The organism is Ornithinimicrobium humiphilum (assembly GCF_006716885.1).
Lineage (GTDB): Bacteria > Actinomycetota > Actinomycetes > Actinomycetales > Dermatophilaceae > Ornithinicoccus > Ornithinicoccus humiphilus.
This window is the reverse complement of record NZ_VFPU01000001.1, coordinates 734,170-761,165: the sequence shown is the minus strand read 5'-3', so window position 1 is coordinate 761,165 and position 26,996 is coordinate 734,170. Positions and strand designations below refer to the sequence as shown.

The window sequence follows — 26,996 nt, the reverse complement described above, 5'->3', positions numbered from 1 at the left end:
CCTAGGTCGACCTGGACCGTGCGGCGAAGCGCTGCTGGAGCAGCACGGCACCGACGATGATCGCCCCCTTGGCCAGCGACTGGGCCGAGATGGACAGGTTGTTCTGGATGAAGATGTTGGAGAGCGTCGCGAAGATGAGGACGCCGAGCACGGTGCCGACGATCGTCCCGCGGCCGCCGATGAGGAGGGTGCCGCCGACGACCACGGCCGCGATGGCGTCCAGCTCGTAGAGGTAACCGTTGGTGGACGTGCCCGCCGTGGTGCGGGCGAGCATCATGACCGCGGCGATGCCCGCGGTGAGCCCGCTCAGCGCGAAGACCATCACGGTGTGACGGCGGATCTTGATGCCGGCCAGGCGGGCGGCCTCGGGGTTGCCACCGATGGCGACCGTGCGCCGCCCGAAGGTGGTCCGGTTGAGGAGGAACCAGCCGGCGACCGCGACGAGGAGGAAGATCCAGACGATGACCGGGATGCCCAGGACGTCGCCGCGGAAGGTGTCGAGGAAGCCGTCGACCCGCACGATCTGGGTCTTGCGGTCGGAGATGATCTCCGCCAGGCCACGTGCGGCGACGAGCATCGCCAGCGTCGCGATGAAGGACACCACCCGCCCGTAGGCCACGACGATCCCGTTGAGGACGCCGGCGGCGGTGCCGACCGCGAGCGCGGTGAAGACCATGACGATCCAGTGCAGGTCCTGGGCCATCGTCTGGGTCGCCAGGGTCGTGGCCCACACCGTCGCCAGGCCCATGACCGAGCCGACCGACAGGTCGATGCCACCGGCCGTGATGACGAAGGTGACGCCGATGCTGATGACGCCGATGATGGCGGCCTGCTGGAGGATGACCAGCAGGTTGGACGTGCTGGCGAAGCGCTCGCCCGAGGTCGCGACCCCCACGACCACGAGCGCCACGAGCGCGACGACCAGCCCGAGGTCGCGGGTCGCCTCCCGCAGGCGGGGCAGCCGGCGCCCGCCCCCGGTCGCGGGGGCGCCGGGGTCGCCCGGGTCCTGCGACGCCGTGGTGCCCGGCGTGTCGGTGGTCGTCATGCGCGTGTTCCTTCCATGACCAGGTCGAGGATGCGGTGCTCGTCGATGTCGGTGGCCGGTCCCTGGTGCACGACCTGCCCGTCGGCGAGGACGAGCACCTCGTCGCTGAGCTGGAGCACCTCCTCCAGGTCGCTGGAGACCAGGACGACGGCCGAGCCGTCGGAGGCCAGGCGGCGGATGAGCCGGTAGATCTCGGCGCGGGCGCCCACGTCGACGCCCCGGGTGGGCTCGTCGAGCAGCAGCACCGAGCAGCCGTGGACCAGCCAGCGCGCGAGCATGACCTTCTGCTGGTTGCCGCCGGACAGGGTGCGGGTGACCCGGCCGGGGTCGGCCGGGGACAGCTGCATGGCCTCGATCTGCTCGACGGCCGCCCGACGCTCGGCGCGCTCGTCGAGCAGGCCGCCCCGGGCGAAGCGGGCGAAGGTCGACAGCGTGATGTTGCGGAAGACCGGCTCGTCGAGGAGCAGGCCCTGGGCCTTGCGCTCCTCGGGGGCCAGGCCGATCCCGGCCGCGACGGCGGCGGGGACCGAGCCGCGCGGCAGCTCGCGGCCCCGGACGCGGACCGTGCCCGCGGAGGCACGGCGCGCGCCGTAGATCGTCTCGAGGACCTCCGAGCGGCCGGCCCCCACGAGGCCGGCGAGGCCCACGATCTCCCCGGGCCGGACCGAGAACGACACGTCCTCGAAGACCCCCGCGAGCGAGAGGCCCTCGACCTCGAGGAGCGGCTCGCTCCCCCGCTGGCCGGTCGAGGCCCCACCGAAGTCCGAGGCGATCTCGCGCCCGGTCATCAGCGAGATGACCTCGGCGGTGCTCACCTGGTCGACGGGCAGGTTGGTGGCGACCGTCCGGCCGTCCTTGAGCACGGTGATCCGGTCGCCGATGCGACGGATCTCCTCGAGCCGGTGGGAGATGTAGACGACGGCCACGCCCTCGGAGCGGATCGCCTCCACGACGCGGAAGAGGTTGTCCACCTCCTCCGGGTCCAGGACGGCCGACGGCTCGTCCATGACGACGAGCTTGGCCCGGCGCGAGAGCGCGCGTGCGAGCGAGACGATCTGCTTGCCGGCCGCGGAGAGCTGGCCCACCTCGCGCGAGGGCGTGAGCTCCGGGTGCCCGAGGCGGCCCATGAGGTCGCGGGCGCGGGCGTGGGCCTCCCGGCGCTTCAGCACGCCCCCGGAGGACAGCTCGTGACCCAGGAAGATGTTCTCGGCGACGCTCAGCCCGTCGACGACGTCGAGCTCCTGGTACATCGTCGCGATGCCCAGGTCCAGCGCGCTCGTCGGCGAGGTGATCTCGACCGGTCGGCCCTCGACGACGATCTCGCCGCTGTCCGGGCGGTGGGCGCCGGCGAGGGTCTTGATGAGCGTCGACTTGCCCGCGCCGTTCTGGCCGAGGAGGCAGTGCACCTCGCCCGGCAGGACCTCGAGGTCGACCCCGTCGAGCGCCTTCGCCCCGGGGAAGTGCTTGACGATGCCGACCATGCGCAGCAGCGGCTGCGCGCTGGAGGCGGCTGACGTCGGGTCCACGGTGACCATGTGGGGGACTCTAGGAGGACTTATGACGGGGGTCAAGCAAAAGTTCGTAGTTCAGCGTCGCAAGTCTGTCGTTTCGGTGTCAGAATGGCGCGACCACGATTCGCCGCCCCCGACCGAGAGTGATTGACTCACCGCCATGGCCACCGCCCCTGCGCCCGTCGAGACGACGGCCCCGCACCCGGAGGCTTCCCCGGCCAGCAGTCCGGGCAGCCTCTTCCAGCTGCTGCGCGACGGCCGTCCCCGCACCCGTGCAGAGCTCGTCTCGGCCAGCGGGCTGGCGCGCTCCACGGTGGCCTCCCGGCTCGAGGACCTGCTCGGCGTCGGCCTGGTCGTCCCGACCGGCGAGGCCAGCTCCAGCGGCGGCCGCCCGGCGGTGACCTTCGTCTTCGACCCCTCGCGCCGGGTGGTCGTCAGCGTCGACCTCGGCGTGAGCCACGCCCACGTCGCGATCACCGACCTGGCCAACAGCGTGCTCGCCGAGGACCTGCAGGACCTCGACATCGCCGACGGGCCCGAGCCGGTGCTCGACCTCGTCACGCGGACCACCCTCGCCCTGCTGGAGGAGGCCGGCCGGTCGCTCGACGACGTCGCCGGCACCGGCATCGGCCTGCCGGGCCCGGTGGAGTTCTCCACCGGACGCCCCGTGAGCCCGCCGGTCATGCCCGGCTGGGACCGCTTCGACGTGCCGGGCCACCTCGCCCGGACCCTGCCCGGGCCGGTCCTCGTCGACAACGACGTCAACATCATGGCGCTGGGCGAGCACGCCGAGCGCTACCGCGACCTCTCCGACCTGGTCTTCGTCAAGGTCGCCTCCGGCATCGGCGCGGGCATCATCAGCGGCGGCACCCTGCAGCGCGGCGCCCAGGGCGCGGCCGGCGACCTCGGTCACGTCGCGGTGCCGGACGGCAACCAGACCCTGTGCACCTGCGGCAACCACGGCTGCCTCGAGGCCGTCGCCTCCGGCGCCGCGGTGGCCCGGCGGCTCCGTGAGGGCGGCGCCGAGGTGCACGACCAGGCCGACGTCGTCGCCCTCGTGCGGGCCGGCGACACCACCGCCAGCCAGGCTGTGCGCGACGCGGGCCGCGACATCGGCTCGGTGCTGGCCGGCGTCGTGTCGCTCCTCAACCCCTCCGTCATCGTGCTCGGCGGCCGCATCTCCGCCGTCGGCGAGCAGCTGCTCGCCGGGATCCGCGAGTCGGTCTACCGCCGCTCGCTCCCCCTGGGCACCCACCACCTGCGCATCGTCAGCTCGGTGTCCGGGGCGCGCGCGGGCATCGTCGGCGCGTCGGTCCTCGTCACCGACACCCTGCTCGCACCGGCGGGCGTCGACGCGGCCGTCGCGGCGCGCGGCTGAGGCTCCTCGCCCCGACGGCGACCTCCGGTGCGACCGACCCCGTCCCTCAGGCCCGCAGGTAGGCCGCCGGGGACGCGACCACGCGGCTCAGGTGCACCAGCGCTCCCCCGCTCGAGCCCGGCACGTCGTCGTGGTCCTGGAGGACCTCGATCGACCGCGCGCCGGAAACCATCACCCGGGACCGCAGCCGCCCCAGCACCGTGGGCGTGATGCGCTCGGCCAGGTCGCCGATCTCGCCGCCGAGCACGATCGTCGGCACGTCGAGGAGGTTGACGACGCCGGCGAGCACGACGCCGAGCGCCTCGGCGGCCAGGTCGACGGCCTCGCGGGCGGCGGTGTGCCCCTCCTCCGCGAGCCGGTCGAGCTCGGCGAGCGTCGTGGCGGTCGGCAGCCCGGCCCGACGGGTCATGGCGAGGCGACCGGCATACCTCTCCAGGCAGCCGTCCGAGCCGCACGGGCAGGGGTCCCCACCGGGGCGGAACGGCATGTGGCCGATCTCCCCCGCGAAGCCGTGCAGCCCGGACTGCACCCGCGAGTCGGTGACGACCGCCCCGCCGATGCCGATCTCGCCGGAGACGTAGACGAAGTGGCTCGCGGGGCCGGTCCGCCCGGGGGCGGGCTGGGCGAAGGCGTGCGCGGCGAGGTTGGCCTCGTTGCCCACGGTCAGGGGTATGCCGTGCAGCTGCCCGCGCAGGCCGGCGTCGGGGGCGAGGTCGCCCCACCCGAGGTTGGGGGCGCGCAGCAGGCGCTCGCCCGCGGCGTCGACGACGCCGGGCAGGGCCAGGCCGGCACCGACGACGCGGCCGCCGTCCGGCGTGCGCTCGAGGACCTCCGCGAGGTGCTGACCCAGGAGCCCCAGCGCGACCGCGGGCTCGGAGTCGACCAGGTCGGGCTCGGAGCGCGACTCGGCGACGACCTCGCCGCGCAGGTCGACCAGTCGCGCCGCCACGTGGGCGGCGTTGACCTGCAGCCCCACCGCGCAGACCCGGGCCGCCGGGCGCAGCGGCGTGGCGGGACGGCCGGGCCCGGCGAGCTGCGCGGCGCCCTCGTCGACCAGACCGCCCGCGACGAGCTCGTCCACCAGCCGCGAGACGGTCGAGCGCGTCAGCCCGGTCACGGCGGCGACCCCGGCGCGGGACACCGGCGTCTCGGCCTCGCACACCGCACGCAGCACGACGGCGAGGTTGGTCTCGCGCAGCGTCGACTGGTGGGCGAGGACCGGGGCGCTCCCGGTGGCGAGGTGCTGCACGGCGACCAGCGTACGCAGCCCTGGGCTCTTGCGGGAGGGCGGGACACGAGTTAGTTTCTTCGTAATAGTTTTGTCACACAACGAATGGCCCAGGGGGACCGCACCGCCGGCTCCGCCCGCACAGCTCGACCCGACCTCGCACCACCACCGTCGAAGGAGACCGCACGTGCGACACCTCGCTCGAACCCTGGGACTGGCCACCGCGACCGTCGGGCTGGCCGCCGGCGCCCTCGTGCCCGTGGCCTCGGCCGCACCCCCGGACCATGCCAATGGTCACCAGGACACCCTCCGGCGCCAGGCGCCGCGCGACCTGGAGATCGGCAGCGCGGTCTGGGGCGCGCGCGACCTCGTCGGCCACGACAAGAGACACCCGACGCAGCACCAGCGCGTGCTCGCCCGCGAGTTCGGCTCGCTCACGCCCGAGAACGACATGAAGTGGGCCGAGGTCCACCCGGAGCCGGGCGTCTACGACTTCACCGGCGCCGACGCCGTCGTCGACTTCGCCCGCGCCCATGGCCAGGAGGTCCGCGGCCACACGCTGCTCTGGCACAGCCAGAACCCGCAGTGGGTGCTCGACGCCGCCGAGAGCTGGACCTGCGAGGAGGCGCGTGACGTCCTCGAGGACCACGTCCGCACGGTCGTCGGGCGCTACGCCGGCGAGATCTACGAGTGGGACGTCGCCAACGAGATCATCCAGGACGACTGGGACGTGGGTGGTGTGCGCCTGCGCACCGAGGCCAACCCCTTCCTCCGCGCGTGCGCCGACGACCCGGTCGCGCTGATCGGCGACACCTTCCGGTGGGCCCACGAGGCCGACCCGCAGGCCCGGCTCTTCCTCAACGACTACAACGCCGAGGGCATCAACGAGAAGACGGACGCCTACTACGCGCTGGCCCAGGAGCTGCTTGACGACGGCGTGCCGCTGCACGGCTTCGGGGCCCAGGGCCACCTCAGCCTGATGTACGACTTCGACCCCTCCATGCAGGCCAACTTCGAGCGCTTCGCCGCCCTCGGCCTGGACGTGGCGGTGACCGAGGCCGACGTGCGGGTCCCGATCGAGCCCGGTGCCGACGGCCCCACCCCGGAGCAGGTGGCGCTGCACGCCGAGCGTCACGACGCGATGCTGCAGGCCTGCCTGAACGTGCTGTCGTGCACGTCGTTCACGGTCTGGGGCTTCCCCGACGCGAGGTCGTGGGTCCCCGACGTCTTCCCCGGGGAGGACTGGGCGACGATCTTCGAGGACGACTACAGCCCCAAGCCCGCCCATGCCGCGATGCTGGCCTCGCTGCGCGACGCCACCCCGGGCGTCTCGCCCCGACGACCGGGCCGCTGACGGTGGCAGACACGCCGGCCGCGGCGGGGCCCGCGTCAGCAGGTCCCGCCGCGAGCCACGGATAATGACCGTCATGGTGCCCAACGGACGCGTGCGGATGGAGGACGTCGCACGCCAGGCCGGCGTGTCCGTCGCCACCGTCTCCAAGGTCGTCAACGGCCGCTACGGCGTGTCCGCCGCGACCACGGCCCGCGTGCACCAGGTCATCGCCGACCTGGGCTACGAGGCCAGCCTCGGCGCGCGCAGCCTGCGCAGCTCGCGCACCGGGATCCTCGGGGTGCTCGTCGCGGAGTTCGAGCCGTTCAGCACCGAGCTGCTCAAGGGCGTCTCGAGCGCCATCGGCGACACCGACTACGAGCTGATGGCCTTCGCGGGCGCCTCGCACGGCGGCAGCGTCGGCTGGGAGCGCCGGTCGCTGCGCCGCCTCGGCGGCACCCTCCTGGACGGCGCGATCATCGTCACCCCCACCGTGATCGAGCCGGGAGCCGCCATCCCGGTGGTCGCCATCGACCCGCACACCGGCAGCCACGCGGTGCCCACCGTCGACTCCGACAACGTGGGCGGCGCCCGGTCCGCGGTCGAGCACCTGGTCGGGCTGGGGCACACCCGGATCGGGATGATCCGGGGCCGCGAGGACCTGGAGTCGGCCAAGCTGCGCGAGCAGGGCTTCCGCCAGGCGATGGCGCAGGCCGGGCTGGAGGTCGACGAGACCCTCATCGCCACCGGCTCCTACCGGGCGGAGTCGGCCGTGGCGCCCGCGCACCTGATCCTCGACCGCCGCGACCGGCCCACCGCGGTCTTCGCGGCCAACGACCTCATGGCGATCCGGACCGTGGAGGTCGCGCGCGAGCTCGGTCTGCGGGTGCCTGAGGACCTCTCGGTGGTCGGCTTCGACAACGTCCCCGAGTCGGCCGTCGCCGAGCCGCCGCTCACCACGGTCGCGCAGCCGCTGCGCGAGCTGGGCCGCACCGCTCTCGACCTGCTCTGCACCCTCCTCGCCGGCGGCGAGCTCGAGCAGGCGCAGGTCCGGCTGGAGACCCGACTGGTCGAGCGGGCCTCGACGGCACCACCCGCCACCTGAACCCAGGAGACCCACCGTGCTGTCCGCCCGAGCCTTCCTCGACCCGGCCTTCGTCGTGGCACCGGTGCCCCGACGGCTCTTCGGCTCTTTCGTCGAGCACATGGGGCGGTGCGTCCACACCGGCCTCTCCGAGCCCGACCACCCCACGGCCGACGAGGACGGCTTCCGGGGTGACGTGCTCGAGCTCGTGCGCGAGCTGGGGGTGACCACGGTCCGCTATCCCGGCGGCAACTTCGTCTCCGGCTACCGCTGGGAGGACGGGGTGGGCCCCGTCGACCAGCGCCCCACCCGCCTCGACCCGGCCTGGCGGACGGTCGAGAGCAACGCCTTCGGCACCGACGAGTTCGTCCGGTGGGCGCGCCGGGCGGGCGTCGAGCCGATGATGGCCCTCAACCTCGGCACCCGTGGGGTCCGGGAGGCGCTCGACCTGCTCGAGTACGCCAACCACCCGGGCGGCACCACCCTGTCCGACCTGCGGGTGCGGCACGGGGCGACCGAGCCCCACGGCATACGCCTGTGGTGCCTGGGCAACGAGATGGACGGGCCGTGGCAGCTGGGGCACAAGACGGCCGAGGAGTACGGCCGGCTGGCCGCCGAGACCGCGCGCGCGATGCGGCAGGTCGACCCCGGGCTCGAGCTCGTCGCGTGCGGGTCCTCCAGCCGGACCATGCCGACCTTCGGTGCGTGGGAGGCCACCGTCCTCGAGCACACCTACGAGCTCGTCGACATGATCTCCGCGCACGCCTACTACCAGCTGGTCGGCGACGACCGCGCCAGCTTCCTCGCCTCCTCGGTGGACATGGACCGCTTCATCCGGCAGGTCGTGGCCACCGCCGACCACGTCGGCGCCCGCCTGGGGTCGGACCGGCGGATCGACATCTCCTTCGACGAGTGGAACGTCTGGTACCTCCAGGAGCTGATGGCGAGCAGCACCGAGCCCCGGGAGTGGGAGGTCGCGCCGCGGATCAGCGAGGACGCCTACACCGTGCTCGACGCCGTCGTGGTGGGGTCGCTGCTCATCACGCTGCTGCGCCACGCCGACCGGGTGAGGGCGGCCTGCCAGGCCCAGCTGGTCAACACGCTCTCCCTGATCCGCACCGAGCCCGGCGGGCCGGCCTGGCGGCAGGCGACCTTCCACCCCTTCGCCCTCACGGCGCGACATGTCAGCGGGGCCGTGCTGGACCTGCGGGTCGAGGCGCCGACGCTCGCGACCGAGGCCCACGGCGAGGTGCCCGCGCTCGACGCGGTCGCCACGCACGACCCGGAGGCGGGACGGCTCGTCGTGCTGGCCGTCAACCGCCACCCCGAGGAGGCGATGTCGTTGACCACCAACCTGCGGCGGTTCGGTGCCCGGGGCCTCGCCGAGGCGCTGGTGCTCGCCGACGACGACCTGTCCGCGGCGAACACCCAGGACGAGCCCGACCGGGTCGTGCCCAGGGAGCACCCCCGGGCCCGCGTCACCGACGGCGTGCTCGAGGCCGAGCTGCCGCCCGCGTCGTGGAGCCTGCTCGTGGTCGAGGTCGGCTGAGCGGGCCGCCCGTCCCGGGCGCGGTGCGGACGGCCCTGGTGCCGGGGCTCAGTCGAGCTCGACCGTGGTCCGTCGCGGGTCGTGCAGCCCCACCTCGTGGACCGCGCCGGTCAGCGTCACCGTCTGCGAGTGGCGGCGGTCGGCCACCGAGTCGCCCACCCAGACCTCGAGGGCTCCCGGCTCCACGACCCGGCGCAGGTCGCGCCCGGTGAAGGACAGCCGGGCGGGCGGCACGCGGAAGGTCAGCGTGCGGGCCTGACCGGGCTCGACGGAGACGCGGGCGTAGCCGATCAGCTGGGCCACGGGCCGCGTCACGGAGGCCACCAGGTCGCGGGCGTAGACCTGGACCACGTCGTCGCCCGCGCGGTCGCCGGTGTTGGCGATGCGCACGCGCACCTCGAGGTCCTCCGCCGTCGAGCCGGCGCGCACGTCGAGGTCGCCCAGCTCGAAGGTGGTGTAGGACAGCCCGTGCCCGAACGGCAGCGCCGGCCGGCTGCTGAGGTTGGTGACGTCGGTGTCGCCGCCGAGCAGCGGGTGCAGGTAGGTGTAGGGCTGGCTGCCCGCCGAGCGCGGCAGGCTGACCGGCAGGTGGCCCGAGGGGTTGACCCGACCCGAGAGCACGCCCGCGATCGCGCCGGCGCCCTCCTCCCCCGGGAAGAACGCCTGGACGACGGCCGCGCAGGAGGACAGGGCCCAGTCGATCGCGTAGGGGCGGCCGGTGAGCAGGACGAGGACGACCGGGGTGCCGGTGGCGACCACGGCCTCGACGAGCCGGCGCTGCACGCCCGGCAGCTCGAGGTCGTCGCGGTCGCAGCCCTCGCCCGAGGTCGCGCGGCCGAAGAGACCGGACGAGTCGCCCACGACCACGACCGCCACCTCCGCCTCCCGGGCCGCGGCGGCCGCCGCCTCCAGGCCGGAGACGTCCTCGGAGTCGACGTCGCAGCCCCACTCGTAGGTGAGGTGGGTCTGGGGCCACTCCGCGAGGAGCGCCTCGCGGAGCGTGGGTGCCTCGATGCCCGGCTCGGTGTGCGGGTGCTGCGGGATGACGTGGTTGACGAAGGAGTAGCAGCCGAAGAGCGCGGCCAGCCGGTCGGCGTTGGGCCCGACCACCGCGACCCGGCCGGGGGCGGCGAGCGGCAGCGTGCCGTCGTTGGCGAGCAGCACGACCGACTCCTCGGCCAGCCGTGCCGCAGCCGCGCGGTGCTCCGGCCCGTCGAGCTCGACCTCGGTCGGCGGCTCGTCCTCGAAGGTGGCGCCGAGGAGCCCGAGCTCGGCCTTCTGCTCCAGGGCACGGGTGCAGGCGCGGTCGACGAGGGCCTCGTCCACGGCACCCGAGCGCACGGCCTCGGCGAGCGGACGGAGGTAGGCGTCGCCCGTGGGCAGCTCGATGTCGACGCCGGCGAGCAGCGCCTGGCCCGCCGCCTCGCCGAGGTCGGCGGCGACGCCGTGCAGCAGCTGCAGGAAGGCGACGCCGAAGTAGTCGGCCACGACGGTGCCGTCGAAGCCCCAGCGGTCGCGCAGCACGCCGGTGAGCAGGGTCGGGTCGCCGGCCACCGGGACGCCGTCGATCTCGGCGTAGGAGTGCATGACCGAGCGCACGCCGCCCTCGACGACGGCCATCTCGAAGGGCACCAGCAGCACGTCCTCGAGCTCGCGCGGCCCGGCGTGCACGGGCGCGAAGTTGCGCCCCGCCTGCGAGGCCGAGTAGCCGACGAAGTGCTTGAGCGTGGCGTGCACCCCCTCCGACTGGAGGCCTTCCACATACCCCGTCCCGAGGGTGGCGACGAGGTAGGGGTCCTCGGAGATCGCCTCCTCGACCCGGCCCCAGCGCGGGTCGCGCACGACGTCGAGCACCGGCGCGAGGCCCTGGTGCACCCCGAGCTGGCGCATCGAGCGGCCGATCAGCGCGGCGACGTCGCGGACGAGGTCGGGGTCCCAGCTGGCGCCCCACGCGAGCGGGGTCGGGTAGGTGGCGGCCTTCCACGCGGACAGCCCGGTCAGGCACTCCTCGTGCACGAGGGCGGGGATGCCGTGCCGCGTCGAGCCGACGAGCCAGCGCTGGAAGTCCCAGAGCCAGCGGGCGCGCTCGACCGGGTCGACCGGGCGGGTGCCGTAGACGCGGGTGAGGTGGCCGAGGCCGTGGGCCGCGACGTCGTAGAGACCCTGCGGCTCGACGAAGGCCCCCTGGAGCGGCGCCACCGCGTCGCCGTCGCCCTTGTCCCAGAAGCCGACGATCTGCGCGAGCTTCTCCTCCAGCGTCATCGAGGCGACGAGCTCGGGGACGCTCGGAGGGGGCGGCGCGGTCGCGCGGTCGGGGGCGGTGCGGGTCTCGGTCATGGCGGCATCGCCTTCCAAGAGGGAGAGGGTGGTCGGGTATGGGGTGGGCCGGGCGTGGCGGGGCGGTCAGCCCTTGACCGCGCCCTGGAGCCCGCTGACGATGCGCTTCTGGAGCGCGAGGAAGAAGAGCAGCGCGGGGATCATCGCCAGGGTGGTGAAGGCGAAGACGCCGGCGGTGTCGGAGGAGTACTGCGTGGAGAAGTCGGCCACCCCGAGCGGGAGGGTCTTCATCTCGCCGCGCAGGAGCAGGAGCGGCAGCAGGTAGGCGTTCCAGGAGCCGACGAAGGCCAGCACGCCGACGGTGATGGCTCCTGGGGCCGACAGCGGCAGCAGCACCCGCCAGAAGAACTGCAGGCGGGAGGCGCCGTCGATGATCGCCGCCTCCTCCAGCTCCCGCGGGATCGCCATGAGGAAGGGCCGCAGGATGACGATGGTCATCGGCAGCGCGAAGGCGGCCTGCGGCAGCGCGACGCCCCACCAGGTGTTGCCCAGCGACAGGTCGCGGGTGATGAGGATGAAGAGCGGGATGATCGCCACCGTCGCGGGGAAGAGCAGGCCCACGACGAAGACCATGTAGAGCTGCTCGCGGAAGCGGAACGGGTAGCGGGCCAGGGGGTAGGCGGCCATCAGCCCGAAGACCACGGTCACCACGGTCGTGATGACCGCGATGGCGATGGAGTTGACGGCGTAGGTCCAGAAGGAGGCGCCGGTGAGCACCCGGCGGTAGTTGTCGAGCAGCCACGGGTCGGGCAGCCCCGCCGGGTCGGCGGCCAGCTGGGCGTTGCTGCGGAAGCCGCCCAGCACGGCATACAGGACCGGGCCGAGGGTGAGCCCGACGACGACGAGGGCGACGAGGTAGACGAGCACCCCGCCCTCGCCCCGGCCGCTGCCCTGGCGCGGCTTGCGGCCCTTGCCGCCATCGTCGGCGTGGTCGGTGGCGGGGCCGGTGGGCACCGTGGTCGGTCGCGTGGTCGTGGTCATCGGACCCCCCTCGGGACGTCGGCCTCGGCGGTGTCCCGCCGCAGGACGAAGCGCTGGTAGGTCACGGCCATGACGAGGGCGATGACGAAGAGCACGACGGACGCGGCGGCCGCGATGCCGTAGTTCTGCCGCTTGGTGCCCTCGTTGACCAGGAAGGTGGCCATGGTCGTCGTGGCGTTGGCGGGCCCGCCGCCGGTGAGGATCCACACCATGTCGAAGAGCTGCAGCGAGCCGATCATCGACAGGAAGGCCCACATCCGGATCGTCGGGCCGAGCAGCGGGATCGTGACCCGCCACTGGGTCTGCCACCACGAGGCGCCGTCGATCTGCGCCGCCTCGGCGAGCTCGTCCGGCACGCCCTGCAGCCCCGCGAGGAAGAGCAGGACGGCGAGGCCGACGTACTTCCAGGTGAGCACGACGACCAGCGTCGGCAGCGCGAGCGACGGGGTGCCGAGGAAGCCCTGGTAGGGACCCTCGAGACCGACCGTCCCGAGCAGCGCCTCGACGACCCCGCGGCCCGGCTGGAGCAGCTGGAACCAGACGACGCCGGCGATGACCTCGGAGAGCACGTAGGGGACGAAGATGATCGTTCGCAGCAGCCCCTGGCCCCGCATCTTCCGGTTGAGCAGCAGCGCCAGGGCCAGGCCCAGGGGCAGCTGCACGAGGATCGAGGCGACCACGATGATCAGGTTGTGGGCCACCGCCCCGGTGAAGACGCCGTTGGCCAGCACCGAGACGTAGTTCTGCAGCCCCACGAAGTCGACGAGCGGGCCGAAGCCCTTCCACCGGTAGAGCGAGAACTGGACCGCGCGCAGGATCGGCCACACGACGAAGACCGCGAACAGCACGAGGGCCGGGGCCGTGAAGAGCACGATCTCGGCAGCCATCCGCCAGTCGCGGCGGGCCGCACCCGCCGGCCGCGCGGTGCGGCCGGCGGGCGGGGTCGTGGCGCCCGTGGTCGGGACTGGGGCGATCGCCATACGGGACGGGCTCAGCCCTCGGCGTCGGCCGCGGCCTGGGTGGCGTCGACGATGTCCTGCGGGCTCGCCTGGCCCGCGAACATCAGCGCGATCGCGTCGTTCATCGCGCCACCGACGGCCTGGCCGAAGGCGGTGTCGAAGTACAGCTGGACGTAGGGGGCGTCGTTGCGCACCTCGAGCAGGCCGGCCAGCGCCGGGTCGGCGACGGCGTCACCGGCGGAGGGGACGGTCGGCAGACCCATGTCGCGCTCGGCGAAGCCGCGCTGCACCTCGTCGGAGAGCAGGAACTTCACGAAGTCCACGGCCGCGTCCGGGGCGTCGGCCGAGACGCCCCAGGCGTCACCACCGCCCAGCTGCGCGGCCGGGTCGCCCTGGCCGCCCTCGACCTGCGGGAAGGGGAACCAGCCGAGCTTGCCGGCCAGACCCTTGCCGTCCTCGGTGAGGCCCTGCATGACGCCCGGCTCCCAGTGGCCCTGCATCTCCATCGCCACCTGCTCGGTCGCGAGGAGGCCGGAGGCGCTCGTCGGCCCGGTCTGCGCGGGGGTCGAGAGGAAGCCGCGGTTGAAGGGCTCGGCGGCGATGAGCTTCTCGAGGTCCTCGCCGGCGCGGATGAAGCACGGGTCGGAGAAGTCGAGGGAGGTGACGGCGTCGGTCAGCACGTCCTCGGCGCAGTGGCGCAGCGAGAACTGGTACCAGTAGTGCGCCGCCGGCCACTTCTCGCCCGCGCCGACGGAGATGGGCTCCATGCCGGCGGCCTTGAGCTTGTCGATGACGTCGTACATCTCGTCCCAGGTCTCCGGCGCCTCCGCGATGCCGGCCTCCTCGAACATCTCGGTGTTGTACCAGAAGCCCACGACGCCGACCGAGAACGGCAGCGCGTAGACCTTGCCGTCGACCGTCCAGCCCTGGGCGATGCCGCCGACCTTCTCGATCTCCTCGGCCGCGAGCTCGGTGAGGTCCTTGGTCAGGCCCGCCTCGACGTGGTCGGCGAGCTCGCCGCCACCACGCTCCATGTAGATGTCCGGCGCGTCGTCGGCCTGGAAGGCCGCGTCGAGCTTGGTCAGCATGTCCTCGTGCGCCATGGCCTCCATCTCGACCGTGACGCCGGTCTCCTCCTCGAACTGGGCGGCCAGCTCGGTGTAGTACTCCAGGCCGGCGCCGGTGTTGGAGTTGTGCCACCAGGTGATGGTGGTCCCGTCGCCGGACCCACCGGACGAGCCGGACCCCTCGGAGTCCCCTCCGCAGGCGGCGAGGGTCAGGACGAGGCTCCCGGCAGCCGCCAGGCTCAGTGCGCGGATGGTGTTCATAGGTGCTGCTCCTCGACGTTGAGTGAGTGACGTAGGACCGAGGCTGCCAGTTTGTTGCGCCGCGTGTCAATCGTTGTCGATAACGATTTCGTTGCCGTGGTGGCGGGCTTGCGCGCTCTCCGGCGACCGGATAGTTTTTCCACACAACCAATATCAGGAGGATGCCCCATGAGCGCGTCGACGACGAAGTCCCCGTCCAGCTCCCCGATCCAGTTCACCTTCGGTCTGTGGACCGTCGGCTGGGCCGCCCAGGACCCCTTCGGCAGGGCCACCCGCGAGGCTCTCGACCCGGTCGAGTCCGTGCACCGGCTTGCCGAGCTCGGGGCCTCGGGCGTCACCTTCCACGACGACGACCTCGTCCCCTTCGGCTCCTCCGCGTCCGCGCGCGACGCGGTGATCGAGCGCTTCCGGGCGGCGCTGGCCGAGACCGGGATGGTCGTGCCGATGGTCACGACCGACACCTTCAGCCACCCGGTCTTCAAGGACGGCGCCCTGACCAGCAACGACCGTGGCGTGCGCCGGCTGGCGCTGCGCAAGGTCCTGCGCCAGGTCGAGCTCGGGGCCTCGCTGGGCGCGAAGACCTTCGTGATGTGGGGCGGCCGCGAGGGCGCGGAGTACGACGGGGCCAAGGACTACAAGGCGGCCTACGACCGCTTCGCCGAGGGCGTGGACAGCGTCGCCGCCTTCATCAAGGAGCGCGGCTACGGCATGCGCATCGCGCTGGAGCCCAAGCCCAACGAGCCCCGCGGCGACATCCTGCTGCCGACCGTCGGTCACGCGCTGGGCTTCATCGCCACCCTCGAGCACGGCGACATCGTCGGCCTCAACCCCGAGGTCGGGCACGAGCAGATGGCCGGGCTCAACTTCACCGCCGGCATCGCCCAGGCGCTCTGGCAGGGCAAGCTCTTCCACATCGACCTCAACGGCCAGCACGGTCCCCGCTTCGACCAGGACCTCGTCTTCGGCCACGGCGACCTGCTGTCCGCCTTCTTCACCGTCGACCTGCTCGAGAACGGCTTCCCCGGCGGCGGCCCGCGCTACGAGGGTCCCCGCCACTTCGACTACAAGCCTTCCCGCACCGAGGACGTCGAGGGCGTCTGGGTGTCGGCCGCGGCCAACATGGAGACCTACTCGCTGCTGGCCGAGCGGGCCAGGTCCTTCCGGGCCGACCCCGAGGTGCAGGAGGCGATGCAGTCCTCCGGGCTGTCCGAGCTGGCGCAGCCGACGCTGGCCGAGGGCGAGTCGCCCGCCGCGCTGCTGGAGACCGCGGGCGACCTCGGCCCGGAGATCGCCGACGAGTCCGAGCGCCTCGCCGCCCGCGGCTACGGCCACGTGCACCTCAACCAGCTCGCGCTGCGGCACGTCCTCGGGGCCGCCTGACCGATGGCGCTCGTCGCGGGTGTCGACTCGTCCACCCAGTCCTGCAAGGTCGTCGTCCGCGACGCGGAGACCGGGGAGCTCGTGCGCTCCGGCCGGGCCTCCCACCCCGACGGCACCGAGGTCGACCCGCACGAGTGGTGGCGGGCGCTGACCGAGGCCGTCGAGATGGCGGGCGGGCTGGAGGACGTGTCGGCGCTCGCGGTCGGGGGCCAGCAGCACGGCATGGTGGCCCTCGACGAGGCCGGCGAGGTGGTGCGGCCGGCGCTGCTCTGGAACGACACCCGCTCCGCACCACAGGCGCGACGGCTCGTCGAGGAGCGCGGGGCCCGCTGGTGGGCGGGCGCGACCGGCTCGGTGCCGGTCGCGTCCTACACCGTGACCAAGCTGGCCTGGATGCACGAGCACGAGCCGGACAACGCGGCCCGCACCGCCGCCGTGGCCCTCCCCCACGACTGGCTGACCTGGCGCCTGGTGGGCTCCGGCTCGTTCGACGACCTGGTGACCGACCGCTCCGACGCCTCGGGCACCGGCTACTGGAGCCCGAGGCGCGGCACGTACCTCACCGAGCTCGTCCAGGACGCGCTCGGTCACGAGATCCGGCTTCCCCGCGTCCTCGGCCCCGCCGAGGTGGCGGGCACGGGCACCGGGCCGGCGAACGGCATACCCCTCGGGCCGGGGGCCGGCGACAACGCCGCGGCCGCGCTGGGGCTCGGCGCCGGGCCCGGCGACGTCGTCCTGTCGGTCGGCACCTCGGGCGTCGTGTCCGCGGTGACCGACGACCCCACGGCCGACGTCGAGGGGATCATCAGCGGCTTCGCCGACGCCACCGGGCGGTTCCTGCCGCTGGCGGCAACCCTCAACGCCGCCCGCGTGCTCGACGCCACCGCGCGGATGCTCGGCACCGACGTCGCCGAGCTCGACCGGCTCGCCGCGGAGGCACCGGCCGGGGCCGACGGGCTCGTGCTCGTGCCCTACCTCGAGGGCGAGCGCACCCCCAACCTGCCCGACGCCACGGGGTCGCTGCACGGACTGACCCTGCGCACCTCCGCCCCCGCTCACCTCGCGCGAGCGGCCGTGGAGTCCATCGCCTGCCTGCTGGCGGACGCGGTCGACGCCTTCCTCGCGCAGGGCGTCGAGACCCGGCGCTTCCTGCTCGTCGGCGGCGGTGCCCGGTCGCTCTCGCTGCGACAGTCGCTCGCCGACGTGCTCGGCTCGCCGATCCTCGTGCCGACGCCGGACGAGTACGTCGCCAACGGTGCCGCACGGCAGGCCGCGTGGGTGCTCTCCGGGGCCGAGGCGGGACCCGAGTGGCCGATGCCCGGGCTCGTCACGGTCGAGCCCGCCGCGGACGGGGCGCGGGTCCGCGAGCGGTATGCCGAGGCGCGCTCGCACGTGCTGGACCGGGTGGCGCGGGAGGCGTGAGACCCTCCGGCCCTGCGCCCCGACCCACTCGCGACACGTTGTTGTCCTGGTGGACTGATGCATCAGTCCACCAGGACAAGATCGTGTCCGGAGTGCAATGCGAAGCCGTGAGTATCGCCCGACCCACCCGTAGCGGTCCGCTGGCCGACCGGTCGCCGGAGCCTCCCCAAACCTGGACACGTTCCGCTAGAGTCCGACGACGCGACACGGGGGTGGGGCGGCGATGGGGCCGCCCGGGTGGAGTCGCAGGGATGCAGGGAGGCTTTGTGATGTGGGACGGGGCGGACCATCTGTCCAGTTCGAACGCAGGTCGGGGCGCCGACGAACAGGCGCGACGGGCGGCAGCCAGAGCGGAACGGCTGCGTGCGCAGCTGGAGACGGCTGAGCGGCAGCAACGAGCGTGGGCGGCCGGCAGCGAGGGCGAGCGCCTCGTCGCCGCCGTGATCCGGGAGGCGTGCTGGCCCGCCCTGCACGACCAGCCCTGGCCCGGTCGTCCGAAGGCGAACCTGGACCACCTCGCGATCTCCGCCACCCGGATCTGGCTCATCGATGCCAAGCACTGGTCCGGCGAGGTCGTCGTGCGCCACGGCGTGCTGCGCCAGAACGGCTACAAGCGCACCGATAACCTCGCCGCTGCGCGTGTCGCGGCCACGGACGTGGCTGCAGCGCTCGGGCCGCTGGCGCCTCTGGTCACCCCCGTGGTCTGCCTCACCCAGGCGGGCAGGGATCTCATGCCGACGATGGTGGACGACGTGGTCGTCGTGGGTCTCGACCACCTGGCCGCAACCCTCGGGCCCGCACCGACGAACTACGAATCGATGCCCGCGCTGATGGCGCACGTAGAAGGGTCGCTGCAGCAGGCACGACCTCACTCCACCAACTCAGGCGCTCCGCCCCTACCCGCTGCCGCACCACCCTTTGCAGCGACACCTCCGCCGCTGCCCACCTACCCCGCGCCTGCGGCGTACGAGCAGACCCGTATCCCGATGCAGCCCCGACCGGCCGGAGGGCTGCGGCGCGCCACGGCCGCTGTGGTCGATCTCCTGGTCTTCGTCGGGGTGAGCAGGTTTCTGGAGCGGCTGCCCTATCCGTCAGATGATCTGGCAGCGATGGCCTACACGTGGGCCGGATTCCTGGTCCTGTTCGTCCTCGCCCTGATGCACGGCACCACAGGTCGGACACCGGGCAAGGCCCTGCTCGGCATCCGGCTGGTCCGAGAGCGGGATGGAGCGGCCCCCGGGGCTCTGGCGGGGGTGGCGCGGCTGGTGACCTTTCCCCTGCTCGCGGTCGTCACCATGGGAGTGTTCCTGCTCCTGTCCCTCCTCGGCCCTGTCTGGAACCGACGGGGCCAGTCCCTGCACGACCTGGTCATGAAGACGTCGGTCGTGGTCGGGTAGGCGTCCATCCCCGAACATGAGCGCGGCCTATGGCCAGCCGTCGGACCTCGGCCCACTCACGACCTGTTGTCGTCGAGATCACCTGATGCATCAGGCCAACAGGACAACAACGGGTCGTGGGTGCCGTTCAAAGCTCAGGTGGTCGGCAGCGACCCCAGGTAGGTCACGGCCTGCTCGGTGGTGACGAAAAGATGCCGCCGTCGAGCCCTTCGTCGCCGTACTGCACCCGCGTGTGCACGACGGGGACACCGGCCCGACGGGCGGCGTCCAGGACGGAGGCCGCCTCCCGTCCTCCGTGCAAACCACGCCGTAGCGGCGGGTGCCCTCGGCGCGACCAGCCCCCGCGGACCTCGAGGGCGACGAGTCTACGCGGGACCAGGCACGACCTGGCGCACGCCAGGTGGCCGGACACCATCGAGGCATACGAACCGAGGAGAACGGTGACGACGAACGGCGCGCAGGCGACGGCCGTCGACGCCTCGAGCAGCTGGCCGCCGAAGGTCTCGTCGACATCGAGCCCTACCGCGGGGCGCAGGTCGTCTCGCTGACGCCCGAGGACGTGGCGGCCCTGTATGCCGTGCGCGCGGAGTTCGAGCCCGTCGCCACCCGCCTCGCCGTTCCCCTGACGACGGACGAGGACGTGGCGCACCTGGCGGACCTGTCCGGGCGGATGGAGCAGATCGTGGACGCCGGCGGCGACCGGGGCGGGCTCACGGCGCTCAACAACGAGTTCCACGCCGTCTTCGTCGAACGTTCGGGCAACCGGCACCTGGCGATCGCCCTCCAGGCCCTCTTCCGGCCGGCGGTGGTCACGCGCACGTTCCGCACCTACGACGAGCGGGCGCTGCAGCGGAGCATGCAGCACCACGCCGAGCTCGTCGAGGCGGCCGCCGCACGGGACGGCGAGTGGGCGGCAGCCGTGATGCGCGCCCACGTGCTCTCCGCCCGCCACCAGACCGGCCCGCGGACCGACGACCCCTAGACGTCCCGTGACGCCCATGTGCGACGGGGCGGTCGCTCCGGCGGCCGTCCCGTCGCGCGTCCTCAGCCCTCGGGGTCGGCCAGCAGCCGCGCCTTGGCGGCGCTGAACTCCTCGTCCGTCAGCGCCCCCTGCCGGTGTAGGTCCGCGAGCGCGGCGAGGTGCACGACGAGCGGGTGGTCCGAGGCCGGCGCGGACGACGAGCGCCCGGCCGGACCCGCCTCGACCGGCTCGGCGCCGCCGCGACCGCCCGGGACGGGGATGACCGGCATACCACCGCTCGCCCCGGTCGCGAGCAGCCGCTCGAACGCGAGGAAGGTCTCCTTGCCGTAGGTCAGCGTCCCGAGCCCCACGTCACCCGCGGGCGTGCGCGCGGTGACGGCCCCGATGCGGAAGGTGCGCTCCCGTTCGAGGTGGACCTCCGTGACGTCCGCGCGATGCACCTCGTCGACCAGCGGCAGCCCGACGTGCTGGTCGCCCAGGGTGAGCAGCCGCAGGTCGGTGATCACGAGCAGCGTGACCGAGCGCCGCAACCGCGTCACCCCGAAGAGGCCCAGGACGCGCTCCCCGGGCAGGAGGATCAGCTGCAGCGACTGCGCCGCCAGCGGCACCTCGCGCTTCGGAACCCTCTTGTCACGGTATGCCGTGGCGATGCCTCCCGCCCACGGGACCTCGTTCATGCCGCTCCCCTCGTCGCTGGCCCCACAGGCTAGTCGCACCACTGCTGCGCTCGCGGGCTACCGTGGTCGCCATGACCCTCCCCCGCCCCGAGATCGATCCTGACGGCCTCCTCGAGTACTCCGTCGTCTTCACCGACCTCTCGCTCAACCACATGTCGCGGCGCTTCGTCGGCGTCATGCAGCAGCTGACCGAGGTGCTGCGGACCACCTACGGGGCCGACACCGTGGCCGTGGTGCCCGGCGGCGGCACCTACGCGATGGAGGCGGTCGCCCGCCAGCTCGTCACCGGCCGCACGGCCCTCGTCGTGCGCAACGGCTTCTTCTCCTACCGCTGGTCCCAGATCGTGGAGATGGGCGGGATCACCGACGACCTCACGGTCCTGACCGCCCGACCCACGACCGACGAGGTGCCCTCGCCCTGGGCCCCCGCGCCCGTCGAGGAGGTCGTCGCCACCATCGCCGAGCAGCGTCCGGCCGTCGTCATGGCCGCCCACGTGGAGACCGCCGCCGGCATCGTGCTGCCCGACGACTACATCCGCGAGGTCGCGGCCGCGACCCGTGAGGCCGGTGGCCTCTTCGTCCTCGACTGCGTCGCCTCCGGCGCGCTCTGGATCGACATGCGCGAGCTCGGCGTCGACGTCCTGCTCACCGCCCCCCAGAAGGGCTGGAGCGGCAGCCCCGGCGCGGGCTACGTCATGCTCAACGACCGGGCCCGCGAGGCCGTGATGGCCTCGACCTCGACGAGCTTCTCGGCCGACCTCAAGAAGTGGCTGACGATCGCCGAGGGCTACGTCCAGGGTCGCCACGCCTACCACGCGACGATGCCCACCGACACCCTCGCGCACAACCTCGAGCTCATGCTGGAGGCCCGCGAGCGCGGCCTCGAGACGCTGCGCGAGGCCCAGGTCGAGCTCGGGACGCGGATCCGCGCCGCCCTGGCCGAGCGCGGCTTCGTCTCCGTCGCCGCCGACGGGTATGCCGCCCCGACCGTCGTGGTGGTCCACGCCGACGACCCCGGGCTGGCGACGGGCGCCGACTTCGTCAAGGTCGGCCTTCAGGTCGCCGGCGGCGTGCCGCTCATGTGCGGGGAACCCGAGGGCTGGTCGACCTTCCGCGTCGGCCTCTTCGGCCTCGACAAGCTGGCCGACGTCGACGGCACCGTGGAGCGCTTCACCGCCGGGCTCGACAAGGCGATGGCGCTGTAGGCACGACCTCGCCTGCAGCGAGCCCGCGCCGCTGCCGGAGCACGCCTCCCCCTCGGGCTCGACTACGAGCCGAGAACAACGGGACCGGTTGGTGTCGTCAGGACGACACCGATAGGTCCCACTGCTCAGCCCAGGACCTCCCCCAGCCAGCGCAGCGACCGCAGCACCTGCTCGCCCGCGCCGCCCTCGTGGTCGTTGAAGTGGTAGACCTCCACCTGCGGCGGGGTGGGCATGGCGTTGGCGGCCGCGAAGACGGTCGACGGCGGGCAGATGGCGTCCATGAGCGCGACCGAGATCATCGTCGGCGCGGTGATGCGGCGGGCCATGGAGACCCCGTCGACGTAGGAGAGCGTGCGGAAGACCTGCTCGGCGACGTTTCGGCGCACCGACAGGTAGGCCGCGATCTCGGAGTAGGGGCGGGCGTCGGTGATCCGGACGGCCCGCTCGAAGTGGCACAGGAAGGGCACGTCGGCGGCGACGGCCGCCACCTGATCGTGCAGCGCACCGGCCGCGAGCGCGAGGCCGCCGCCCTGGCTGATGCCGGTCACGGCCACGCGGGTCGGGTCGACCTCGGGCCGGGTCAGCACGTGGTCGACCGCCCGCACCGCGTCGGTGACCAGCCGGCGGTAGTAGTAGGTGTCCGGCGACTCGATCCCGCGGGTCATCATGCCGGCGAAGGCCGGGCCGGCCCCGTGCGGGTCCGGGGTGTCCCCACCGGTCCCCCACGACGAGCCTTGGCCCCGGGTGTCCATGACCAGGTGGGCGTAGCCCGCGGCGGCGTGGGCGAGGTGCTCGTGCGGCAGGCCGCGCCCCCCGCCGTAACCGATGAACTCCACGACGCAGGGCAGCGGCCCGTCGGCGTGCGGCGCGAGGTACCACGCCCTGACCGGTTCCCCGCCGAAGCCGGGGAAGGTGACGTCCTCGACGCGCACGGCGGTGACCGGGGTGTCGGCGGGCACGCTCTCCGCGGCACCGCCCGCGGCACGGGCCTCCGCGATCGTCCGCGCCCAGAACTCGTCGAAGTCCGCGGGCTCGGCCACCTCGGGCCGGTAGGTGCGCAGCTGCTCCAAGGGGAGGTCGGTGATCACGCCAGCGAGGTTACCGAGCCGGGCGTGACGGCCCACCCGGGGGCGTCCCACGCCCGCGATGCCGGCCGTCTCTGGCACGATGGACCGGACATGCCCTCCCTCACCCCCACCCAGCAGGCGCTCTTCGACGCGCTCGTGGGCCTCGACGAGGGTGGCGCGGTCCTCAGGCTCGAGGAGTGCCGCACGCAGCTCGGTCTCGGCCCGCTCGTCGCCGACCTCGTGCTGCCCGTCATGCGCGAGATCGGGCTGGGCTGGGAGCGGGGCGAGGTCTCGGTGGCCCAGGAGCACCTGGCCACCCAGCTGGTCCGGTCCTACCTCGAGTCGCTGCGCCGCCCGCCCGTCGTCGGCGGGCACCAGGTCTGGCTGGCCTGCCCGCCCCGCGAGCTCCACGACCTGCCCCTCCTGGCGCTCGCGCTGCTGCTGTGGGAGCAGGGCTGGGAGATCCGCTTCTTCGGCGCCAACACGCCCCTGCACGACCTGCACCGCGCCACCCGGATCGTGCACCCCGAGATCGTCGTGATCTCCGGCGACGACCCCCGGAGGCTGCGCGCCGCGGCCGTGCCGCTCGACCTCATCGCCCAGGAGACGACCCTGCTGCTGGGCGGCCGGGCCGCGCACCAGGTCGAGGAGGAGCTGCCGGGCCGGGTGCTGCCGCCCGACGTCGTCGCGGCCGCCCAGGAGATCCGCGAGCTGCTCCCCGCGGCCCGCGCCGTCTGACGGCGCGACCCGCAGGACGACGACCACCGGGCCGTCAGGCCCGGTGCGCCACCCCCATGGACGAGGCCCACTCGGCCACGTCCGCGGGCAGCTCCGGAGCGGGTATGCCGTGCCCGAGCACCTCGGCCACGACCGGGGCGGGCACCCGCTCGCCGCTGCCCCGCGTCAGGAAGCGACCGGCGACCAGGCCTCGGGCGCACAGCTCCTCGCCCCGGGTGAAGACCTGCTCGAGGTAGATCACCCGCTCGTCCCAGCCGACGACGCGGGTGATGATGTCGAAGCGCTGCCCGAGGGTCAGCGACCGGCGGTAGGTCACGGTCTGGGCGGCGACGACGGGATACCAGCCGCGCTCCTTCATCGCCGGGAAGCCGCCGAGGTCGGCGATGTAGTTGGTCCGCGCGACGTCCATCATCTGCAGGTAGACGCCGTTGTTGACGTGCAGGTAGATGTCCAGGTCACCGGGGCGCACGCGCATCGTCGTGACCGAGGGGTCGAGGATGCCCTGGCCGGGGAGGGCGGGACGGGGCCGCGCGAGGGCGGCGAGCAGATGCAGTTGGCGGGCCACGCGGCAACGCTATCCGCCCCGGCCCCCTGGACGGGGACCGGGGCGGAACCGGTGAGCGGGTGGAGCGGGAGCTAGGCCCGCGCCGCGAACGTCGCCTCGTCCGGGTGCCGGTCGGCGTGCCGGGTCGCCGCCTCGAAGGCGTGCGCCACGCGCAGCAGCTCGACGTCCTTGCCGGGGGCCGCGACGAGCTGGATGCCGATCGGCAGCCCGGTCGAGGAGAAGCCCGCCGGCACCGAGATGGCCGGGCACCCGGTCGCGGAGATCAGGCAGACCGCCTTCATCCACTCCAGGTAGTTGGTCATCGGGCGGCCGTTGATGCTCTGCGGGAACTCCAGCTCCGCGTCGAAGGGCAGCGCCTGCGCGGTGACCGTGAGCAGCACGTCGTGGGTGTCGAACCAGCGACGGGTCTCCTGCCACAACCGTGTCCGGCGGGCGTCGTGGGCGGCCAGGTCGTCGACCGTCAGCTCGAAGCCCATCTGCGTGTTCCACACGACGGCCTGCTTGATGCGGCCGCCGTCCGGGCGGGCGGTCTCCGAGCGCACCAGGTCGCCCCAGGCGGAGACGAAGTCGTAGGCCCGCTGCACCCGGAAGACCTCGCCGGCCTCCCGCAGGTCGGGCACGCTCTCGTCGACGACGGCGCCCAGCTCGCCGACGACCCGCGCCGCCTCGAACGCGGCGGCGACCACCTCGGCCTCGACCTCGAGCAGACCGCCGAGGTCTGGCCCGAGGCCGACCCGGACCCCGGTGAGGTCGGGCTGGTAGTCGGCACCGAGCCGGAACTCGGGCAGGTCGAAGACCGACCCGGGCTCCTGAATCGAGCACGGCCCGTCCGGCTGCGGGCCGCAGGTCTGGCTCATGAGCAGCGCGACGTCGCCGACGGTGCGCGCCATGAAGCCCTGCTGCGCCAGCCACTGCCAGGCGTTGCCCGGGGGCAGGTGCGGGATGCGCCCGTTGCTCGGCCGCATACCCACGACGTTGTTGAACGACGCCGGGGTGCGCAGCGAGCCGCCCATGTCCGAGCCGTCGCCGGACGCCTGGATGCCGGCCGCGAGGGCCGCACCCACGCCGCCGGAGGAGCCGGCCACCGACTTCGTCGGGTCGTAGGGGTTGACCGTCGTGCCGAAGACCGGGTTGAAGGTGTGCGCCCCGGCGGCGAACTCCGGCACGTTGGACTTGCCCGTGGTGACGACCCCGGCCGCCCGCAGGCGGGCGACCAGGGGGTCGTCCTCGGTGGGGACCCGGTCGGCGAAGACCGGCGAGCCCCAGGTGGTGCGCATCCCTGCGGTGTCGTGCGTGTCCTTGTGGGTCATCGGCACGCCGTGCAGCGCGGGCACCTCCCGGCCCTCCGCGCGCGCGGCCACCAGCGCCTCGTCCTTGGCGGCGGCCTCGGCCAGCGCCCGCTCGGGGTCCGTGGTGACGATCGCGTTGATCGTCGGGTCCACCTGCTCGATGCGGGCGTAGTGCGCCTCGGTCGCCTCGCGGGAGCTCACCTCCCCACGGGCGAGAAGGTCGGCGAGCTCGCGCGTGGAGAGCCAGGTCAGGTCGGTCATGCGGTTCCTTCGGGTATGCGGTGGTGCTGGGTCAGTTCTGCAGGTGGCCGACGAGCGCGGTCAGCGCGGCGCGGACCCCGGTGCGCAGCGCGGTCGGGGCGTCGTCGGGCAGGAACATCGGGGAGTGGTTGCCCGCGACGCCGGCCTCGATCGACTCGGCCTTGTGGCCGCCGAAGAACCAGTAGGTGTACGGCGCGCCGATGGCGTCGCCGAAGCGACCGAAGTCCTCGGACCCGGTGACCGCGGGCGACTCGATGACGCCCTCCTCGCCGAGCTCGTCGCGCAGCGCGGCGATCAGCCCCCGCGTGAGGTCGGGCTCGTTGTAGACGCGCGGGAAGTCGTACATCTTGCGGATCTCCGGCTCCGGGGCGCCCGCGGCGGCCGCCTCGGCACGCACGATCCGCTCGATCGCGGCCAGCGCGTTCGCGCGCACGCCCTCGTCGAAGGACCGCATGTTGATCGTGAAGACCGCCTTGTCCGGGATGATGTTCTCCTTCAGCCCGGCGTGGAAGGTCGCGATCGTCAGCACCAGGGCGTCGCGCGCGGAGGTCTCGCGGGAGACGACCGTCTGCAGGCGGGTCACCATGAAGGCGCCCAGCACGACCGGGTCGATGGAGTTCTCCGGCTGGGAGCCGTGGGCCTGCTTGCCGTGGACGGTGATCTCCAGGGAGTCCGCCATCGCCATCGCGGTGCCGACCGAGACGTTGACCGTGCCGGCCACGCCCGGCCAGACGTGCTGGCCGAAGACGGCCGACGGGCGGGGCGCCTTGTCCCACAGGCCGTCCTCGAGCATCGCGGCGGCGCCGGCCGAGGTCTCCTCGCCCGGCTGGAAGAGGAAGACGACGGTGCCGGCCCACAGGTCGCGGTGCGCGGCCAGCAGCCGGGCGGTCTCGAGCCCGACCGAGATGTGGGTGTCGTGGCCGCAGCCGTGCATCACCGCGGTGCGGGTGCCGTCCGGCAGCGTGCCCTCGGCGGTGGAGGCGTAGGGCGCCCCGGTGTCCTCCTGGATGGGCAGGCCGTCGGTGTCGGCGCGGTAGGCGATGACCGGGCCGTCGCCGTTCTCCAGCGTCGCCACCACGCCGGTGCCGCCGCTGAGGAAGGCGGTGTAGCCGTAGCCCTCGACGATCTCCTTGATGCGGGCAGCGGTGTTGTGCTCCTGCATCGACAGCTCGGGGGTGCGGTGGAACTCCTGGTAGAGCTCGACCAGCTGGTCGAGGGAGGCGTCGAGGTCCTCGACGAGGGTGGGGTGCAGGGCCATGATGTCCTTTCCGAACGGTAGGTGC

General features: G+C 73.2%; 22 protein-coding genes. 10 read left to right on the top strand and 12 right to left on the bottom strand.

Translation table 11 applies throughout. From position 1 onward, the window contains the following. Position 1: 1 nt before the first annotated feature. Complete coding sequence (locus FB476_RS03475) at positions 2 to 1,045, bottom strand: ABC transporter permease (protein WP_141817548.1); 1,044 nt, start codon at positions 1,043 to 1,045, stop codon at positions 2 to 4. Continuing rightward, the gene (locus tag FB476_RS03470) at positions 1,042 to 2,526 is read right to left on the bottom strand and encodes a sugar ABC transporter ATP-binding protein (RefSeq protein ID WP_238329724.1); all 1,485 of its coding nucleotides are present in this window, start codon (positions 2,524 to 2,526) and stop codon (positions 1,042 to 1,044) included. The genes FB476_RS03475 and FB476_RS03470 overlap by 4 nt, the downstream gene beginning before the upstream one ends. Positions 2,527 to 2,716: 190 nt before the next feature. Here FB476_RS03470 and FB476_RS03465 point away from each other — a divergent pair, with 190 nt between their 5' ends. Then, a complete protein-coding gene (locus FB476_RS03465; protein ID WP_141817546.1) occupies positions 2,717 to 3,934 on the top strand; it encodes an ROK family transcriptional regulator in 1,218 nt (405 codons plus the stop codon). 46 nt (positions 3,935 to 3,980) lie between these two features. Here the strand turns inward: FB476_RS03465 and FB476_RS03460 are convergent, their stop codons facing one another. After that, the gene (locus tag FB476_RS03460) at positions 3,981 to 5,183 is read right to left on the bottom strand and encodes an ROK family transcriptional regulator (RefSeq protein WP_141817545.1); all 1,203 of its coding nucleotides are present in this window, start codon (positions 5,181 to 5,183) and stop codon (positions 3,981 to 3,983) included. 166 nt (positions 5,184 to 5,349) lie between these two features. Between FB476_RS03460 and FB476_RS03455 the strand changes: the two genes are divergently transcribed. From FB476_RS03455 to arfA, 3 genes are all read left to right on the top strand, one after another. Next, entirely contained in the window at positions 5,350 to 6,516 is a 1,167-nt protein-coding gene (locus FB476_RS03455) for an endo-1,4-beta-xylanase (RefSeq protein ID WP_141817544.1), read from the top strand. A gap of 73 nt (positions 6,517 to 6,589) precedes the next feature. Continuing rightward, positions 6,590 to 7,597, top strand: coding sequence for a LacI family DNA-binding transcriptional regulator (locus FB476_RS03450; RefSeq protein ID WP_141817543.1), 1,008 nt, complete (start codon positions 6,590 to 6,592; stop codon positions 7,595 to 7,597). Positions 7,598 to 7,613: 16 nt separating this feature from the next. Then, positions 7,614 to 9,125 (top strand): arabinosylfuranosidase ArfA, encoded by a 1,512-nt coding sequence (gene arfA / locus FB476_RS03445; protein ID WP_238329531.1) that lies wholly within the window; start codon positions 7,614 to 7,616, stop codon positions 9,123 to 9,125. A 48-nt stretch (positions 9,126 to 9,173) separates the two neighbouring features. Here arfA and FB476_RS03440 read toward each other — a convergent pair whose 3' ends face one another. The 4 genes from FB476_RS03440 to FB476_RS03425 all read right to left on the bottom strand — a co-directional run bounded on the left by FB476_RS03440 (position 9,174) and on the right by FB476_RS03425 (position 14,730). Further along, entirely contained in the window at positions 9,174 to 11,462 is a 2,289-nt protein-coding gene (locus FB476_RS03440; protein WP_141817542.1) for a beta-xylosidase/alpha-l-arabinosidase, read from the bottom strand. Between the two features lie 66 nt (positions 11,463 to 11,528). Then, positions 11,529 to 12,443 (bottom strand): carbohydrate ABC transporter permease, encoded by a 915-nt coding sequence (locus tag FB476_RS03435; protein ID WP_141817541.1) that lies wholly within the window; start codon positions 12,441 to 12,443, stop codon positions 11,529 to 11,531. Further along, the gene (locus FB476_RS03430; RefSeq protein ID WP_141817540.1) at positions 12,440 to 13,423 is read right to left on the bottom strand and encodes a carbohydrate ABC transporter permease; all 984 of its coding nucleotides are present in this window, start codon (positions 13,421 to 13,423) and stop codon (positions 12,440 to 12,442) included. Before FB476_RS03430 ends, FB476_RS03435 begins: the two co-directional genes overlap by 4 nt. An 11-nt stretch (positions 13,424 to 13,434) precedes the next feature. Beyond that, entirely contained in the window at positions 13,435 to 14,730 is a 1,296-nt protein-coding gene (locus FB476_RS03425; RefSeq protein WP_141817539.1) for an ABC transporter substrate-binding protein, read from the bottom strand. A 168-nt stretch (positions 14,731 to 14,898) separates the two neighbouring features. On the opposite strand from FB476_RS03425, the gene xylA reads away from it, so the two are divergent. From xylA to FB476_RS03400, 4 genes are all read left to right on the top strand, one after another. Beyond that, positions 14,899 to 16,110, top strand: coding sequence for a xylose isomerase (gene xylA, locus FB476_RS03420; RefSeq protein WP_141817538.1), 1,212 nt, complete (start codon positions 14,899 to 14,901; stop codon positions 16,108 to 16,110). Positions 16,111 to 16,113: 3 nt separating this feature from the next. Beyond that, positions 16,114 to 17,532: a xylulokinase gene (xylB, locus tag FB476_RS03415; protein ID WP_141817537.1), complete on the top strand. Its 1,419-nt coding sequence runs from the start codon at positions 16,114 to 16,116 to the stop codon at positions 17,530 to 17,532. Positions 17,533 to 17,783: 251 nt separating this feature from the next. Then, a complete protein-coding gene (locus tag FB476_RS03410; RefSeq protein WP_141817536.1) occupies positions 17,784 to 18,929 on the top strand; it encodes an NERD domain-containing protein in 1,146 nt (381 codons plus the stop codon). A 400-nt stretch (positions 18,930 to 19,329) separates the two neighbouring features. Continuing rightward, positions 19,330 to 19,911, top strand: a complete 582-nt coding sequence (locus FB476_RS03400) for a GntR family transcriptional regulator (protein WP_170233510.1) — start codon at positions 19,330 to 19,332, stop codon at positions 19,909 to 19,911. Positions 19,912 to 19,973: 62 nt separating this feature from the next. Here FB476_RS03400 and FB476_RS16840 read toward each other — a convergent pair whose 3' ends face one another. Continuing rightward, positions 19,974 to 20,588 (bottom strand): SHOCT domain-containing protein, encoded by a 615-nt coding sequence (locus FB476_RS16840; protein ID WP_238329530.1) that lies wholly within the window; start codon positions 20,586 to 20,588, stop codon positions 19,974 to 19,976. 71 nt (positions 20,589 to 20,659) lie between these two features. Between FB476_RS16840 and FB476_RS03390 the strand changes: the two genes are divergently transcribed. Then, positions 20,660 to 21,793: an aminotransferase class V-fold PLP-dependent enzyme gene (locus tag FB476_RS03390; RefSeq protein WP_141817534.1), complete on the top strand. Its 1,134-nt coding sequence runs from the start codon at positions 20,660 to 20,662 to the stop codon at positions 21,791 to 21,793. A 125-nt stretch (positions 21,794 to 21,918) separates the two neighbouring features. On the opposite strand, the gene FB476_RS03385 is transcribed toward FB476_RS03390, so the two are convergent. After that, entirely contained in the window at positions 21,919 to 22,881 is a 963-nt protein-coding gene (locus FB476_RS03385) for an acetylxylan esterase (RefSeq protein WP_141817533.1), read from the bottom strand. A 90-nt stretch (positions 22,882 to 22,971) separates the two neighbouring features. Between FB476_RS03385 and FB476_RS03380 the strand changes: the two genes are divergently transcribed. Next, positions 22,972 to 23,598 (top strand): cobalamin B12-binding domain-containing protein, encoded by a 627-nt coding sequence (locus tag FB476_RS03380; RefSeq protein ID WP_141817532.1) that lies wholly within the window; start codon positions 22,972 to 22,974, stop codon positions 23,596 to 23,598. A 34-nt stretch (positions 23,599 to 23,632) separates the two neighbouring features. Here FB476_RS03380 and FB476_RS03375 read toward each other — a convergent pair whose 3' ends face one another. The 3 genes from FB476_RS03375 to FB476_RS03365 all read right to left on the bottom strand — a co-directional run bounded on the left by FB476_RS03375 (position 23,633) and on the right by FB476_RS03365 (position 26,971). Beyond that, positions 23,633 to 24,163, bottom strand: coding sequence for an acyl-CoA thioesterase (locus FB476_RS03375; protein ID WP_170233509.1), 531 nt, complete (start codon positions 24,161 to 24,163; stop codon positions 23,633 to 23,635). Between the two features lie 71 nt (positions 24,164 to 24,234). Then, a complete protein-coding gene (locus tag FB476_RS03370; RefSeq protein ID WP_141817531.1) occupies positions 24,235 to 25,713 on the bottom strand; it encodes an amidase in 1,479 nt (492 codons plus the stop codon). Between the two features lie 31 nt (positions 25,714 to 25,744). Then, on the bottom strand, positions 25,745 to 26,971 hold the full coding sequence (locus FB476_RS03365) for an amidohydrolase (RefSeq protein ID WP_141817530.1): 1,227 nt from the start codon (positions 26,969 to 26,971) through the stop codon (positions 25,745 to 25,747). Positions 26,972 to 26,996 lie beyond the last annotated feature (25 nt).

What these genes read in the sequence shown, in the direction of transcription:
- FB476_RS03475 (WP_141817548.1), bottom strand. Translation starts at nt 1,045, where the DNA reads ATGACGACCACCGACACGCCGGGCACCACGGCGTCGCAGGACCCGGGC.
- FB476_RS03470 (WP_238329724.1), bottom strand. Translation starts at nt 2,526, where the DNA reads ATGGTCGGCATCGTCAAGCACTTCCCCGGGGCGAAGGCGCTCGACGGG.
- FB476_RS03465 (WP_141817546.1), top strand. Translation starts at nt 2,717, where the DNA reads ATGGCCACCGCCCCTGCGCCCGTCGAGACGACGGCCCCGCACCCGGAG.
- FB476_RS03450 (WP_141817543.1), top strand. Translation starts at nt 6,590, where the DNA reads ATGGTGCCCAACGGACGCGTGCGGATGGAGGACGTCGCACGCCAGGCC.
- FB476_RS03440 (WP_141817542.1), bottom strand. Translation starts at nt 11,462, where the DNA reads ATGACCGAGACCCGCACCGCCCCCGACCGCGCGACCGCGCCGCCCCCT.
- FB476_RS03435 (WP_141817541.1), bottom strand. Translation starts at nt 12,443, where the DNA reads ATGACCACGACCACGCGACCGACCACGGTGCCCACCGGCCCCGCCACC.
- FB476_RS03430 (WP_141817540.1), bottom strand. Translation starts at nt 13,423, where the DNA reads ATGGCGATCGCCCCAGTCCCGACCACGGGCGCCACGACCCCGCCCGCC.
- FB476_RS03425 (WP_141817539.1), bottom strand. Translation starts at nt 14,730, where the DNA reads ATGAACACCATCCGCGCACTGAGCCTGGCGGCTGCCGGGAGCCTCGTC.
- xylA (WP_141817538.1), top strand. Translation starts at nt 14,899, where the DNA reads ATGAGCGCGTCGACGACGAAGTCCCCGTCCAGCTCCCCGATCCAGTTC.
- xylB (WP_141817537.1), top strand. Translation starts at nt 16,114, where the DNA reads ATGGCGCTCGTCGCGGGTGTCGACTCGTCCACCCAGTCCTGCAAGGTC.
- FB476_RS03410 (WP_141817536.1), top strand. Translation starts at nt 17,784, where the DNA reads ATGCAGGGAGGCTTTGTGATGTGGGACGGGGCGGACCATCTGTCCAGT.
- FB476_RS16840 (WP_238329530.1), bottom strand. Translation starts at nt 20,588, where the DNA reads ATGAACGAGGTCCCGTGGGCGGGAGGCATCGCCACGGCATACCGTGAC.
- FB476_RS03390 (WP_141817534.1), top strand. Translation starts at nt 20,660, where the DNA reads ATGACCCTCCCCCGCCCCGAGATCGATCCTGACGGCCTCCTCGAGTAC.
- FB476_RS03380 (WP_141817532.1), top strand. Translation starts at nt 22,972, where the DNA reads ATGCCCTCCCTCACCCCCACCCAGCAGGCGCTCTTCGACGCGCTCGTG.
- FB476_RS03370 (WP_141817531.1), bottom strand. Translation starts at nt 25,713, where the DNA reads ATGACCGACCTGACCTGGCTCTCCACGCGCGAGCTCGCCGACCTTCTC.
- FB476_RS03365 (WP_141817530.1), bottom strand. Translation starts at nt 26,971, where the DNA reads ATGGCCCTGCACCCCACCCTCGTCGAGGACCTCGACGCCTCCCTCGAC.